The organism is Amycolatopsis sp. NPDC114503, from assembly GCF_055633655.1.
In genome coordinates this window covers 378,603-392,573 of record NZ_JBVKDT010000005.1, presented here as the reverse complement: position 1 = coordinate 392,573, position 13,971 = coordinate 378,603, and the positions used below count along the sequence as shown (strand labels likewise).

14 protein-coding genes are annotated in these 13,971 nt (G+C 69.7%); 8 read left to right on the top strand and 6 right to left on the bottom strand.

Annotated elements, in window-relative coordinates; all coding sequences use genetic code 11:
* Window positions 1–201: 201 nt before the first annotated feature.
* Window positions 202–921, top strand: coding sequence for an LPXTG cell wall anchor domain-containing protein (locus tag ACZ7OI_RS23610; protein WP_470266343.1), 720 nt, complete (start codon window positions 202–204; stop codon window positions 919–921).
* A gap of 64 nt (window positions 922–985) precedes the next feature.
* Here ACZ7OI_RS23610 and ACZ7OI_RS23605 read toward each other — a convergent pair whose 3' ends face one another.
* Window positions 986–3,223 (bottom strand): hypothetical protein, encoded by a 2,238-nt coding sequence (locus ACZ7OI_RS23605; protein ID WP_470266668.1) that lies wholly within the window; start codon window positions 3,221–3,223, stop codon window positions 986–988.
* A gap of 128 nt (window positions 3,224–3,351) precedes the next feature.
* Here ACZ7OI_RS23605 and ahcY point away from each other — a divergent pair, with 128 nt between their 5' ends.
* From ahcY to ACZ7OI_RS23590, 3 genes are all read left to right on the top strand, one after another.
* Window positions 3,352–4,824, top strand: coding sequence for an adenosylhomocysteinase (ahcY, locus tag ACZ7OI_RS23600; protein WP_470266342.1), 1,473 nt, complete (start codon window positions 3,352–3,354; stop codon window positions 4,822–4,824).
* 101 nt (window positions 4,825–4,925) lie between these two features.
* The gene (locus ACZ7OI_RS23595) at window positions 4,926–5,213 is read left to right on the top strand and encodes a FitA-like ribbon-helix-helix domain-containing protein (RefSeq protein ID WP_470266341.1); all 288 of its coding nucleotides are present in this window, start codon (window positions 4,926–4,928) and stop codon (window positions 5,211–5,213) included.
* Window positions 5,207–5,653, top strand: a complete 447-nt coding sequence (locus ACZ7OI_RS23590; protein WP_470266340.1) for a type II toxin-antitoxin system VapC family toxin — start codon at window positions 5,207–5,209, stop codon at window positions 5,651–5,653. The genes ACZ7OI_RS23595 and ACZ7OI_RS23590 overlap by 7 nt, the downstream gene beginning before the upstream one ends.
* Here the strand turns inward: ACZ7OI_RS23590 and ACZ7OI_RS23585 are convergent.
* Complete coding sequence (locus ACZ7OI_RS23585; RefSeq protein ID WP_470266339.1) at window positions 5,650–6,192, bottom strand: helix-turn-helix domain-containing protein; 543 nt, start codon at window positions 6,190–6,192, stop codon at window positions 5,650–5,652. The genes ACZ7OI_RS23590 and ACZ7OI_RS23585 overlap by 4 nt on opposite strands.
* Before the next feature lie 47 nt (window positions 6,193–6,239).
* Between ACZ7OI_RS23585 and ACZ7OI_RS23580 the strand changes: the two genes are divergently transcribed.
* Window positions 6,240–6,704 carry a YbaK/EbsC family protein gene (locus ACZ7OI_RS23580; RefSeq protein WP_470266338.1) on the top strand — a complete coding sequence of 155 codons (465 nt, stop codon included), beginning with the start codon at window positions 6,240–6,242 and terminating at the stop codon, window positions 6,702–6,704.
* 3 nt (window positions 6,705–6,707) lie between these two features.
* On the opposite strand, the gene ACZ7OI_RS23575 is transcribed toward ACZ7OI_RS23580, so the two are convergent.
* Window positions 6,708–7,670 carry a hypothetical protein gene (locus ACZ7OI_RS23575; RefSeq protein ID WP_470266337.1) on the bottom strand — a complete coding sequence of 321 codons (963 nt, stop codon included), beginning with the start codon at window positions 7,668–7,670 and terminating at the stop codon, window positions 6,708–6,710.
* A gap of 366 nt (window positions 7,671–8,036) precedes the next feature.
* Here ACZ7OI_RS23575 and ACZ7OI_RS23570 point away from each other — a divergent pair, with 366 nt between their 5' ends.
* Window positions 8,037–8,282 carry a hypothetical protein gene (locus ACZ7OI_RS23570; protein ID WP_470266336.1) on the top strand — a complete coding sequence of 82 codons (246 nt, stop codon included), beginning with the start codon at window positions 8,037–8,039 and terminating at the stop codon, window positions 8,280–8,282.
* 26 nt (window positions 8,283–8,308) lie between these two features.
* Window positions 8,309–8,950 carry a dTMP kinase gene (locus ACZ7OI_RS23565; protein WP_470266335.1) on the top strand — a complete coding sequence of 214 codons (642 nt, stop codon included), beginning with the start codon at window positions 8,309–8,311 and terminating at the stop codon, window positions 8,948–8,950.
* Here ACZ7OI_RS23565 and ACZ7OI_RS23560 read toward each other — a convergent pair.
* Window positions 8,947–9,519, bottom strand: coding sequence for a TetR family transcriptional regulator (locus ACZ7OI_RS23560; protein WP_470266334.1), 573 nt, complete (start codon window positions 9,517–9,519; stop codon window positions 8,947–8,949). The two genes, ACZ7OI_RS23565 and ACZ7OI_RS23560, sit on opposite strands and share 4 nt — an antisense overlap.
* Window positions 9,520–9,603: 84 nt before the next feature.
* Here ACZ7OI_RS23560 and ACZ7OI_RS23555 point away from each other — a divergent pair, with 84 nt between their 5' ends.
* Window positions 9,604–10,506 carry an SDR family oxidoreductase gene (locus ACZ7OI_RS23555; RefSeq protein WP_470266333.1) on the top strand — a complete coding sequence of 301 codons (903 nt, stop codon included), beginning with the start codon at window positions 9,604–9,606 and terminating at the stop codon, window positions 10,504–10,506.
* On the opposite strand, the gene solA is transcribed toward ACZ7OI_RS23555, so the two are convergent.
* Both solA and ACZ7OI_RS23545 read right to left on the bottom strand, forming a co-directional pair.
* Entirely contained in the window at window positions 10,496–11,620 is a 1,125-nt protein-coding gene (solA, locus tag ACZ7OI_RS23550) for an N-methyl-L-tryptophan oxidase (RefSeq protein WP_470266332.1), read from the bottom strand. The genes ACZ7OI_RS23555 and solA overlap by 11 nt on opposite strands.
* Window positions 11,617–13,851: an FAD-dependent oxidoreductase gene (locus ACZ7OI_RS23545; protein ID WP_470266331.1), complete on the bottom strand. Its 2,235-nt coding sequence runs from the start codon at window positions 13,849–13,851 to the stop codon at window positions 11,617–11,619. The genes solA and ACZ7OI_RS23545 overlap by 4 nt, the downstream gene beginning before the upstream one ends.
* Window positions 13,852–13,971: the final 120 nt, after the last annotated feature.

The following is a 13,971-nucleotide window of genomic DNA, read 5'->3' as shown; positions in this document are numbered from 1 at the left end:
CTCGCGGATCTCGGTTCGGGCGGCTGCCCGGTCCCGGCGGAGAAGGACTTCTGAGGGTGCGATACCCTCCGCGTCGTCTTCCCTCTGACGGGTTAATCACTCTCGGGTAATTCGCACGAACAGTGGTCGGGGTTCCTACGGGGGTCGCAGTTCTCCGCGTGTGTTATCCCCCGTTCGGATTTTTCCCTGAGGAGTAACTCCATGCCCATCAGCACCAGACTGCGTGCCGGTTTCACGGTCGCCGCGGTGGCCGGACTCGCCCTGCTCGGCACCGCGACCTCGGCTCTCGCCTGCACCACGGACGACAGCCGGGCGAAGCCGACCGAGGGCAACGCGACGACCTGCGCGCAGGCGAAGGTGTCCGGCGACCTGCTCGGCGCGGGCGACCTCACCGTCACCGGCGGAACGCAGAAGGACCAGTACCTGAACGTCACGGCCGTCGGCGAGGGCGTCACGGTCACCGCGATCGTGGTCAAGGGCGGCCCCGGCTACAACACGTACGTGCCGGGCAAGCGCGGCATGTCGGCCACGCCGCCGTGGGAGAAGCTGCGCTCGCCGTTCAACCACGGCGAGCAGCTGCCCACGATCAGCCACTGGTTCGCGTGCGGGACCAAGACCGCGCCGACCAAGCCGCCGGTCTCGGAGACCCCGACCACGACTCCGGCCCCCTCGACCTCGGAAGCCCCGACCACCAAGCCGGGCACCCCGACGACTTCCTCGGCCCCGGCAGGTACGACCTCCGCTCCCGCCACCACCAGCGCCCCGGCCGTCGTCCCGGCGGGCAACCAGAACGGCACCGGCGGCGGCCTGGCCAACACCGGGTTCGACAACGCCTGGCTGTTCTGGATCGCCGGCGTGCTGATCGTCGCCGGCGGCGGTCTGCTCGTGCTGCTGAAGCTGCGTCGCCGCGGCACCAACTGATCTGAACGCCCGATGCCGGGTCTCGTGAGGGAATCTCCCCTCACGAGACCCGGCACCGTCGTTTTCAGCGGGGGCGGGGCAGGTCGCCGAAGAGGGAACCTTGTTCGCCCAGGGAGCGGGCGCGGCCGTTGGGGCGGCCCAGCCCCGCGGCCATCGCGACTGCGTTGTCCCACTCCGGATCGGCCAGGTACTCGGTGTGCTTGAGGACTCCGGGGGCCCAGCGGCTGCGGCCGTCGGGGGCTCGCAGGGGGTCAGGCACCCAGTGGTCGCCGCCGAGGATGAGGACTCCCGCGTCGTCCGGAGTTGCTTCCAAAGCTCCCCACTTGCCTTCGGGGAGGTAGCCCTCGCCCAGCAGGTGGCCGTTGCTTGTCTGGTGCCGCCAGGTGGTTACGCCGCCGCCGAAGATGTCTGTTCCCCGGCACAGCGCGCGCCAGCGGCCGTCCAGCGAGGCGAACAGTTCGGCCAGCGAATCCTGTGGCAGGACTGCGGGGAAGGCCCGTTGGTAGCCCCACTGCAGAGGTGAGCCCGCGGTGAGCAGGCCGACTCGATTGCGTTCGTCCGGGGGAAGTTCGGCGCAGAGCTGGGCAGCCGTGAGCACCGTGAGGATGCTGCCCAGGTTCAGGCCGGACAGCACGACGCGGGTGCCGGGTTCGGCCAGATGTTCCTTGACTCGCTCGGCCAGTTCGGGGACGACTTTGAGCGCGTAGCAAGGCGGTACGCCGGGGTGTGCGGCGCGCGGCCAGAAGGAGACGAGGTCCGCCAGCGCACCCAGGTGCCGGCTTCGCTGGGGGGAGCGGGCCGCGGAGTAGACCACTCGCAGCAGGCCGGCGGCCAGCGCGCCTAGGGCGAATACGCCGATCGCCGAGACGGTGGTGAACCAGCCTGGCTGCAGGTTGAAGCCGAACCGCACGACGAGCAGGGCGATCGCGCCGACGCACAGGCCCAGCGCGACGATCAACGCCAGGTGGTGCAGGTGCCGCCGTTCCCAGGCGGAGCGGGCCCAGGCTCGCGCGGCGTCTTGTTCTTGCTGCTCGTCGTGTTCCATCAGTTCGACGATGGGCGGGATGCCGCGCCGGCGTCGGCGCAGCGGCACGCCGATGGCGTACCCCGCGATGGCCAGCAGGGCCATCAGGCCCAGTCCGCCGCCCCACAGGACGGTGACCAGGTCGTACGTCGTGGGCAGGGAAAGCTTTTCGGCGCGGAGCAGTTTTCGGACGGCGATCGCCAGCCCGGCGCCGAAACCGCCGCCGAGGAGTCCGGCCAGGGCGAGAACCGGGGCCGCGGCCCAGCCGCCGAGCCACGGGCGGAGCCGGCGCGGGCGGTCGCGCCAGGCTGAGCGCGCCAGCAGCGCTGACGGGATCAGCGCGAGTGCGAACAGCAAGGTGACCACGAGCAGTGAGCCGCCGAGGCCTTCGACGGTGTTGTCGACGCCGGGGAGCCGGTTGTCGACCGGCTTGGCCAGCACGGCGGAGAAGATGACCAGCAGCGTCGCGAAGGTGATCAGGCTTCGGCGGGCGATGGCGCCGGTGTCGCTGCCGATCGCGCTTCCGATCAGGACCGCGAGGACGAGCGCGAGAGTGCAGATCCACGCGATCAATTGGGGGATTTTCGTGGGCACGTGGAAGGGGCCGCCGAGCAACAGCAAGGCAATGCAGGCAAGTGCGGCAACCGCGTGTGTCGCGGACATTCCGGGCGCTTCCGGATCTGCGCGCAACCGCATCGGGACGCCTTTGCGGCCGGGTTGTTCGGGCGGGCGAACGCGCCAGTTCGTGGACGAGATCCGGTGCAGGACGTAGACCAAGGCCAGGAGCACTGCGACGCCGACGCCGATGCGCAGCGGGCCCTTGCGCAGCTCCGGAGTCACCCAGGTCAGGCACGCTCGCCCGGGTGCGAGGCATTGCGTCGCGACGAGGTCCAGCACGGCCGCCGCGACCTGGCTGACCAGCAGCATGGTGAGCAGCACCGAGGCGATCCGCAGCAGGCCGCGGCACAGGCCGCCGAGCCAGCGGCCGCGGTGCACCGGCGGCAGCATCCAGAACGCGACGTTCGCCAGCGAGAACGGGAACAGCAGCGCCCAGGCGGCCTTCGCGACGCCGCCGGACGTCATGCCGCTCCACAGGTAGCCTTCGACGGTGCGCGGGATCGACCGGCCGAGCGCGGGCACCACCGGACCGGGTGCCGGACGCCGCAGCCGGTCGGCAGGGCGCACCACGCGGCCGAGTTCGTCGCCGGCGACGTCGACGGTCTGGACCGTGTCGAGGAGCGTCTCGCCGCTCGTGCCCACGAGTCCGGACACCCTCATTTCGACGATGCGGGTGTCAGGGCCGGGGAGCGGGGCGGGCACGGTGATTCTCTCCTCATCCGTTCGAGTCAGGGTCGAGCCGACAACGGTACTGTTCAGGTGCCATCAAACCTTGGAGGAACCGCACTATGACCCCCGAAAGCGTTGTCAAGCGGCACGACACCCGGGGCGGCCTCGAATTCGCCGTCGCCGATCTCGAGGCCGCCGAGTTCGGCCGGAAGGAGATCCGGCTCGCCGAGCACGAGATGCCCGGCTTGATGGCGCTGCGTCGCGAATACGCTGAGGTGTACCCGCTGCGCGGGGCGCGAATCGCCGGTTCGCTGCACATGACCGTGCAGACCGCGGTGCTGATCGAGACGCTGGTGGCGCTCGGCGCGGAGGTGCGCTGGGCTTCGTGCAACATTTTCTCCACCCAGGACCACGCCGCGGCCGCGGTCGTCGTCGGGCCGCACGGCACCGCCGAGGAGCCCAAGGGCGTCCCGGTGTTCGCCTGGAAGGGCGAAACGCTCGAGGAATACTGGTGGTGCACTGAGCGGATGCTCACGTGGGAGGGCGAAGGCCCGAACATGATCCTCGACGACGGCGGCGACGCCACCATGCTGGTGCACAAGGGCACCGAGTACGAGAAGGCAGGCGTGGTTCCGTCCGCCGACGACGAGGACCCCGAAGAGTGGAAGGTCTTCCTCGAGCTGCTGCGTGCCTCGGTCGCGGCGGACAAGGGCAAGTGGACCGCCATCGGGCAGAGCGTCAAGGGCGTCACCGAGGAGACGACCACCGGCGTGCTGCGGCTGTACCAGCTGGCGGCCGCGGGCGAGCTGCTGTTCCCGGCGATCAACGTCAACGACTCGGTGACGAAGTCGAAGTTCGACAACCGCTACGGCATCCGGCACTCGCTGATCGACGGCATCAACCGCGGCACCGACGTGCTGATCGGCGGCAAGGTCGCGGTGGTCTGCGGCTACGGCGACGTCGGCAAGGGCGCGGCGGAATCGCTGCGCGGCCAGGGCGCCCGGGTGATCATCACCGAGATCGACCCGATCTGCGCGCTGCAGGCGATGATGGACGGCTATGAGGTCAAGCGCCTGGAGACGGTGCTGGACGAGGGCGACATCTACGTGACCACCACGGGCAACAAGAACGTGGTGATGGTCGAGCACATGGCGCGGATGAAGCACCAGGCGATCGTCGGCAACATCGGCCACTTCGACAACGAACTCGACATGGCCGGTCTCGCCCGCTACCCCGGCGTGCGGCGCGTGAACATCAAGCCGCAGGTCGACGAGTGGGTGTTCCCGGACGGCAAGAGCATCCTCGTGCTGTCGGAGGGCCGCTTGCTGAACCTGGGCAACGCGACCGGGCACCCGAGCTTCGTGATGTCGAACAGCTTCGCGAACCAGGTCATCGCACAGGTCGAACTCTTCACCAAGACTGAGGAGTACGACAAGGAGGTCTACCGCCTCCCGAAGAAGCTGGACGAAAAGGTCGCCCGGATCCACCTGGAAGCACTGGGCGGCGAGCTGACGAAGCTGTCGAAGGAACAGGCGGAATACATCGACGTGGACGTGGAGGGCCCGTTCAAGTCGGAGCACTACCGTTACTGATCATTGACGCTGAAGCCGCCCCGGAATGCGTTTCGGGGCGGCTTTTGTCTGCAATTGAAAACACCTGATATCTCTAATGGGTGACGTGTTATCATGGTGTGGTGAAGCAATTGATCACTCGTGTCGACGACGAGTTGCACGCTCGGCTCAAGGCCAGGGCCGAGGCTGAGGGTCGCAGCATGAACGACCTGGTCACCGAGGTGCTCAGTGACGCCCTCAACCGGGAAGAGACGCCGGAGGCATGGAAAGCCCGGCTGCTCGCCGAGGGCAAGCTGATCGCCTTCGAGCCCGAACGGGAGCCGGTCGGCCTCGACGAATTGGAGCGGCGTTCGGCCGGATGGGGCACGTCGGTCGGCGAGGCGCTCGACTGGACGCGGGGTGAATGGTGACCGTCTATTACGCCGATACGAGTGCGGTCGTGCGGGTGTTCTTCGCTGACGAACCTGAGCATGCTGAGCTGCGCGACTTGCTCGCGAGCGGCCGGAATCGGGTTCTTACGAGTGAGCTGACCCGGATTGAGTTCGCTAGCGCGATGGCGGCGGCCAAGCGTTCCGGGCGTATCCCGGATGCGCGGGATTTCCTGGATCAGTTCGATGCTATGAGTCGTACTTCGACGTTAGGCGTGATCCCGTTTCGGCCTTCGCGCGTTTTTCCTGCAGCGCAGCGATTGGTCATCGAGAACTATTCCCTTCGCACGCTGGACGCGCTTCACCTGGCGGTCGCGATGCGGGAAACCGCTGACCTCACCGGCGGCGAACCCGTCACGGTGGTGACCTGTGACGCGCGTCAGGCCGATGCGGCAAAAGCCAATGGACTCCTCGTTCGCTAACGCGGATAGCGCATCGTCAACACCGCCGTAGCCTCCCCGCCAATTCCGCGATAAACATGATCCGTTTCCGCGATAAACGTATGCGTCCCCGCCGCGGAAACCGTCACCGGCGCGTCAACCGGCCCCACCTCCGCCGTCCCCGTCAGCACGGTCAGCACTTCCCGCACCCCAGGGCTGTGCGGATGCGACACCTGAACTCGCTCATGGATCGTCAGCCGGTACACCTCGGTCACGCCGTCCGGATCCTCCCACCGGCCGAGCAGGGTCGCGGCCACGCTGTCGCCGTGCGCCTCGGCCACGCCGTCGTCGCCGAAGAGCAAGTCGCTCAACGGGATCGACAGCGCCGTGGCGATGGCGAACAACGTGTCCAGCGTCGGGTTTCGGCGACCGTTTTCCAGTTCCGACAGCGTCCCCTTGCCGAGGCCGCTGTCGGCGGCGAGCGTGGTCAGGCCGACGCCCGCGCGGGTGCGCAGCGTCCGGATGCGGGTACCGACCGCCGCGGCGAGGGCGCGGCCGTCCGGGGCGGGTGACGTCGACACCCGGCCTAGTCTAGTGTTCTGTTTACAGAACAGCAGGAGGTGTGCGGATGTCGGCAATGCAGAACGTGCAGGACGCGCTCGACGAGGCAGGCGTCACTGGTCAGGCGCGGACTCTCCCGCAGTCCACGCGGACGGCGGCCGAGGCGGCGGCAACGCTGGGCTGTCCGGTCGGCGCGATCGCGAACAGCCTGGTCTTCATGGCCGACGACGCCCCGCTGCTGGTCTTGACCAGCGGCGCGCACCGGGTCGACGTCGACGCGCTCGCCGCGAAGCTCGGGCGCGGCCGGATCCGCCGGGCCAAGCCGGACGAGGTGCGCGCGGCCACCGGGCAGGCGATCGGCGGGGTCTCGCCGGTCGGGCACCCGGCTCCGCTGGAAACCGTGGTCGACGAGGCGTTGCGGCAGTACGGCGAGGTGTGGGCCGCGGCCGGTACGCCGAACGCCGTCTTCCCGACGACGTTCGACGAACTGGTCCGCATCACCAAGGGCACGCCGCAGCGGGTCGACGGATAAAACTCAGTTCCATTCCACCGCGATCCCGGCCAGCCCCGGGCCGGTGTCGCGGAAATACCCGCTCGTGACGCCGCCGGTGTCGCACGGCAATTCCTCCGCCTCGACCGGAAGGGCGTCGTCGCGGGCGCGGACCTCGCGGGTGATCCGGGCGGGCATCGCGGTGGGCGCGAACTGCAGTTGCAGCAGATAGCTCGCGCATTGGTCGCGCAGCATCCGGTAGTACCCGGGGAACGTCACGGCGGAATTGTCGTGGATTTCGAAGCAGAAAACGTGGATCTCGCCCTCGGCGAGCTTCCGGTCGAAAAGCAGCTCCGTCGCCATCGTCTCGCGGGCCGGGTGCCTGCGGATCCGGCCGACGCGGCAGCCTTCGGCGGTGATCAGCTCGACGTCGTCGATCCGGCAGCCGGGGTCGCCGTTGTAGACGGCCACGTACCGGTCCGGGCCGTGCCGCCGCGCGCGGGTGACCAGCCGGGTCCGGAATTTGACCTGGTGCTGCTGCTCGTCGATGGTGATCTGGTCGTGCACCGACAGCATTTCCAGGTCGGAGTTCGACTGCCGCGACGCCGGCGCCGCGCCGAGGTCGCTCATCAGCTGCTCGACGATCGCGCCCATCTCGCCCGAGCGCAGGTCGTGGAACGACGCCGCCGCCTGGTGCCCGCGCGGACGCGCCGTGCGCGGGCCGATCAGCACCACCAGCGAGTCGGCAGGCAGCTGCAGCACCGACTCCAGCGCGCGGACCGCGGGCAGCGCCTTCGGCACCTCCGGCTGGCGGAGCCCGCGCTGCCAGTAGCTCAGCGTCGACTGTCCGATGTGGACGCCGCGGAGCGCGAGGTGCGCCCGCAGCCGGGCGAGCGACAGGCCGCGATGCGCGATCGCGAGCCGCAGCGCCTGGTGGAATTCTCCGGATCGCAGTGCTTCGCCGAGCTCGGGCGGCAGTTCACCCGCGCCGCGCCGGCCAGGTTCCATGATCAGTGGGCCATCCCCGTCTCGTGCCACCGCTGTCCCTTCAACGCCGCCCGTGCGCTGGGCGTGAATGCCGCGGAACGTTCACGTTAGCAGCGCGCGGTCACGGGTCCGGCCCCCGTTTGGTGTGCTTGGCCACGGAAGGGTAACCGTTCCGTGTTCCACCGCCGACCCGGAACACCCCCGTCGCCGGACGGGCATCTTGCTCGGAGTGATCGACCGGTTCACCGTTGTGACCACCACTGGCCACGTCTAGGCGGGAGGTGCGTCATGGGCTTGGGGAAACCGAATCACGTGGGGAGCACTGCCGGGCGCGTCCGGCGGTCCTCGACCACTTGCCGAAGGCACGTCGGACGCTTGCTGCTCCTCGTGGCGTTCACGGGCCTGGCGTTGCCGGTGTCGGCTCCGGGCGCGGGCGCGGCGCAGCCCGCTGACACCGGCAACGCCCACCTTACGGCCGTGCCGCGCGGCGAGGTGGTGCCGAGGGACGGCCAGAGCACGCCGGCGCAGCCGCACGGCGACGACTGGATTCCGCTGCTGTGCCTCGCCGGGCTCCTGGTCGCGGTGCCGGTGGGTTACTTCGGCTTCGTCCGCGCGCGCCGCGAGACGGCCTGAGGACGCCACCAAGTATCTTCGACGGCGTGGGGCGACTGGTCGTAATCGAAGGTTTGGACGGCGCGGGCAAGCGCACGTTGTCCGAGGGGCTGACTGCTGCGCTGAAGGACGTCGGCGCGAGCGTCGGCAGTCTCGCCTTCCCGCGTTACGGCCGCAGCGTGCACGCCGATCTGGTGCGGGAAGCGCTGCATCGCGGGCACGGCGACCTCGCCGATTCGGTGTACGGAATGGCGATGCTCTACGCCCTCGACCGCAGCGGCGCGGCTGACGAGATCCGCGAACTGCTCGCGGCCAACGACGTGGTCTTGCTGGATCGCTACGTCGCCTCGAATGCCGCGTACGCCGCCGCGCGCCTGCGCGAGCACGCTGATGGCGCTGTGGTGCAGTGGGTTTGGGACCTCGAGGTGACGCGGTTCGGGTTGCCGCGGCCGGATGCGCATCTGCTGCTGCGGGTGAGCCCGGAGGTCGCTGCCGAGCGGGCGGTGCGCCGGGCGGAGTCGGACGCGGCGCGGGCGCGGGACGCGTTCGAGTCGGACGATTCGCTGCAGCAGCGTTGTGCCGCGGTGTACGACGAGCTTGCTGCCGAGTCGTGGCTCGCGCCGTGGCATGTGCTGGACGGCGTGGCCGGCGTTGATCTGCCGACGCTGGCGAAGTCTCTGCTCGCCTAGCCCAAGGCCGCGGTCGCGGTGCGCAATTCGTCGAGCGCCTCGCCCGCCAGCGCGCCGAACTTCCGCCGGTTGCCTTCCTCGATCCATCGGTGGAAGGCCGTTCCGAACGCGAGGCAGCCCAATTCGGCCGCGACACGCGCGGTCGGCTCGCCGAATCCGCGTGCGGCGAGCGCGTCGTGCATGGCCTGGACCATCTTGGTGCGCTTGAGCAATTCGCGTTCGAGCAGTTCGCTGTTCGCCGCCACGACCGGCTGCCGCGCGCGGGCCTGAGGCAGTCGCTCGCCGGTGAAAACCGCGGCGACGGCATCCAGTGCCCCGCCGACCGCTTCGAACGGCGTCGCGTCCGCTGGCGCGCCGGCGATGCTCTCGGAAAACAGCCGGGTCAGTTCCTCCTGGCCGCCGAACAGCACCTCCCGTTTGTCGGCGAAATAGCGGAAGAAGGTCCGCTTCGTGAGACCGGCGCGTTCGGCGATTTCGGCGACAGTGGTCTGGTCGTAGCCGCGTTCGGCGAACAGGTCGAGCGCGGCCCGCTCCAAGCGTTCGCGTGCGTTCGGTTCCCAGCGGCCCATGTCGTCCAGTCTAGGTGATGACACCAGATGACATCAGGCGTACGGTGATGGCACTAGGTGTCATCAACGCTGAAAGGACAGCCCATGCGGGTTTTCGTCACCGGGGCCAGCGGCCACGTCGGCTCGGCTCTCGTCCCCGAACTCCTCGCCGCCGGGCACGAGGTGGTCGGCCTCGCCCGGTCGGACGCCTCCGCCGCGACGCTCGTCGAACGCGGGGCGCAGGTGCGGCGCGGCGACCTCGACGATCTCGACGGCCTGCGCGCGGCGGCCGCCGAGGCAGACGGCGTCGTGCATCTGGCGTTCAAGCACGACCTGATGGCCGGCGGCGAGTTCGCCGGAGCGGTCGACGCGGATCTCGCCGCGCTGAAAGCACTCGGCGAAACCCTCGCCGGCACCGGGAAACCCCTGGTCTCGACCTCCGGAACCCTGATGTTCGCCGGGCTCGGCCGCGTCGGTACCGAGGACGACCGCCTCCCGGGCGGTCCGCGGGTCGACGCGGAAAACTACGTCCTCGGGCTCGCCGATCGCGGAGTCCGGTCGTCAGTCGTGCGGCTGCCGCCGTCGGTGCACAGTTCGCTCGACAAGCACGGATTCGTTCCGACCATGATCCGTTTCGCCCGCGCGGCCGGGGTTTCGCCGTACGTCGGCGACGGAGCCAACCGCTGGTCCGCCGGCCACACGCTGGACGCGGCCCGGCTCTACCGGCTGGCCTTGGAGAAGGCTCCGTCCGGGACCATGCTCCACGCGGTCGGCGACGAGGCCGTCTCGCTCCGGCAGATCGCCGAGACGATCGGTGCGCGGCTCGGTGTTCCGGCGAAGTCCATCGCCCCGGAGGAAGCCGCGGCGCACTTCGCGTTCCTGGCGCCGATGGTGCAGTCGGACGCGCCGACGTCCGCCGTGCGCACTCGCGAGATCCTCGACTGGAAGCCGGAACACCCTGGCCTGCTTGAGGATCTGGCGGAGGAGCACTACTTCGCTACGGCGTGAACCTCGCCGGATCGAACAGCGAGATCGGATGCCGCGTCGTGCCGTCGACGATCAGGTCGGCGAGGATCTCTCCGACCACTGGCACGAATTTGAAGCCATGACCGGAAAATCCGCACGCCACGACCGCGCGCGGATGCCTCGGGTGCGGGGCGATCACGAAGTGTTCGTCCGGGGTGTTGGTGTAGAGGCAGGTCGCCGCGCGGCGGAAGGTCGCCGGGAGCGTCGGCATCCGGGACCCGACGACGGCCGCGACCGCGCGCACCTCGTCGTCGCGGATCCGCCGGTCGATGGTGTCGGCGGTGCACGGCTCGCCGCCAAGATGCACGGCGACTTTGACGCCTTGCGCGGTGTGCGCGGGGAAACCGTAGAACTGGCCGCCTGCCGCGGTTTCCCAGATGTACACGGGATGATCGGCGAACGGCCGCACGTCCGCCGGTTCGAACCAGTACTGGACCTGGCGGCGCACCTCGAAATCGACGCCTAGATCGCCGAGCAGCACCGGCGCCCACGCGCCGGGGCACAGCACGAGCCGCTCGGCGGTGTAGTAGCTCGAAGCGGTGCCGACGCGCACTCCGGTTTCCGTGCTGGTCCAGGTGAAAACCTGCTCTTCGTGGTGCAGTTCGGCGCCGTGGCGCGCGGCGAGTTGCAGGTGCGCGGCGACGCTTCCTTCCGGCGACACGAAACCGGCGCCGGGTTCCCACAGCGCCACCTCGTCCTCGGCCGGGGTGATGGTGGGGAACCGGTGCCGGATCTCGGCCGCGTCCAGGATTTCGTGCGGGATATCGAACTTCTCCGCGGAAAGCGTGCTGCCCGTGATCGTGCGCGACTCCGGCGGTCCGCCCATCACCGCGCCGCAGCGGGTGAACAGCGACCGTCCGGAGTCGCGTTCGAGCTGATCCCACATCTCGTGCGCGCGCAGCAGCAGCGGTACGTAATCCGGACCTTCGAGGTACGCCTGCCGCGTGATCCGCGAACCGCCGTGGCTCGAACCGAGGTTGTGCACCGGCGCGAACTGGTCGATCCCGAGCACCTTCTGGCCCCGCTGAGCCAGCCGGTAGGCAGCCGCGCTGCCCATTCCGCCGAGACCGATCACGATCACGTCGTAGTGCGTCATTCCCTGCTCCTCAACGGCTCCGCGGCCACCCTCGCCGCGAACCGTTCCCCGAAGTGTTCGATTTCCACCGGCGTCCGCGGCCGGGTGTCCTCGACGGGAAGCCAGGCGTAGGCCAGGTTTTTGTCGACGGTGTAGCCGTACGCGCCGCTCGTGACGTATCCCGCCGGGCGGCCGTCGGCATACACCGGCTCCCGGCCCTGCATGACGGAATGCGCGTTGTCGACGGTCAAGCACACCAGTTTCCGCCGCACCGTCGAAGGAGAACGGTGAAGAAGCGTGTCCCGGCCGAGGAAGTAGCCCTTGTCCATCCGTACCGCGAACCCGAGCCCGGCTTCGTACGGATCATGCTCGGTGGTCGCATCGACACCGCAGCTTCGGCGCCCTTCCTCCATCCGGAGGCTGCGCAGCGCGTCCTCGCCGGCCGCGACGATCCCGTGCGGCTGCCCGGCCGCCCAGAGCGTGTCCCACAGCGCCCGGCCGAGATCCGCGCCGGTGTGCAGCTCCCAGCCGGGTTCGCCCACCTCCGACACGCGCAGCACGGTCACCGGCACGTCGCCGACGTACGTCCGCCAAACGCGAGAGTCCGATGTGGACAGTTCGGGCAGCACCCGCTCGGCGAGCGGCCCCCACAAGCCGAGACAGCACGTGCCGCCGGTCGTTTCGCGCAGCTGGACCGAGCCGTCGCCAGGCAGATGACGGCGCAGCCAGGCGACATCCCGGTGGTGGTGCGCGGCGACGTGAAACTCCTCCACGCCCAGCCGGGCGACAGTGAGATCGCTGCGGATCCCGCCGTCTTCGCCGAGCAGCAACGTCCCGGCGACCGAGCCGGGCGGACGGTCGAGCTGGTTCGTGGTCATCGTCTGCAGGAACGGCAGCGCGCCGCGGCCGGTGACCTCCAGCCGTCGCCGCGGGGTCAGGTCGAACAACGCCACCCGGCTCCGAGTCGCGACGGCCTCCGTGCGGCTGTCGGAATACCGCTGCGGCCGCGCCCAGCCGTCTTCCTCGCGAAACTCCGCGCCCAGTTCGACTTCGCGCTCGTAGCAGGGCGTGGTCCGCAGCAGTTCCGGCGCCGGCCGTCGATGCCCCGCCGTCGCCAAACTCCGTTCCCGGACGCGGCCTGGAGACAGCTGCAGCCGATCGAACCGGGCAAGGTCGACGGAGTGCAGGTCGAGGTGCGCTTGCCCCTCGATGAGCCAGCGCGTCAACTCCCGCGCGACCCCCGCGGACCACGCGCAGTCCACCGCCTCGGCGACCCAGAACCCGTCGAGGTCCGGATGCTCGCCCAGCAACGGCAACCCGTCCGGCGTACCTGGAACCAGCTGCCGGACACCCTCCTCGACCTTCGCCTCGGCGAGCGCGGGCACCAGCCCGAGCGCGGCCGTCCACGACTCCTCGAAGCCCGCCGGAGCGAACTCGGCGCCGGTCTCGACCGGGCCGAGCGCGCTGATGCCCATCCGGTCGACGTGCTCGCGCAGCGACAGCCCGGCACCGCGCAGGATCGGCTTGTCCGCCTCGGTGAAGTGGTCGTTGTCCCCGGCGAGCTGCGTCAACGGCGTCGTCCGCGCGTGATCGACGGCGATCGGCACCACCGGCACGGCGAGATCGACCAGCCGCCCGAACTTCGGCCCGCGCACTCCGGCGCACGAGATGACCACGTCGGCACGGAACCGGTCGGTCGCGGTCGCCACCGCGGTCACCCGCCCCGCCGTGCGCACGATCTCGACAATCTCTTGCCCGGTAAGGAACTTCGCGCCCCGCTCCTTGGCGCGGCGCGCCTGGGCGAGTGCCGCGCGGATCGGTTTGACGAGCCCGTCTCCGGGGAGGTGCAGGCCGCCGACCACCTTCGCGGGATCGAGCAGCGGGTGCAGCTGGGCGCATTCGCCCGGTTCGCGCAGATAGCCGCGCACGCCGGACGACGTCGCCCAGCCAAGCCGTTGCCGCAGCGGGGAAAGCTGCTCCGGCGTGGTCGCGAGTTCCAGGCTCCCGACCGGCTGGAAACACCAGCCGCCGTCGACGGTCAGCCCGCTGTACTTCTCCGCGGTGTACTTCGCGAACTCGGACGCCGTGCGGTCGGCGTATGTGCGGAAGAGCAGCCCCGGCCCGGCCGAGGCGATCGCCGGTTCCGGTTCGAGGACGGTGACGTCCGTCCAGCCTCGTTTGGTCAGCTCGTCGGCGACCGCGCAGCCGAGGAGCCCGGCGCCGAGCACAACCACCCGCGGTCGCACCGCCATCGCGAGGTACCTCCTGCCTGCCGGCCGTCGCTCGGACGGCCCGGCTCGGGACGAGACAGGCATGCCGGAACGCCCCCGCCGGGGAACGGACGCGTTGCGGATGGAGATCGATGTTCCGTC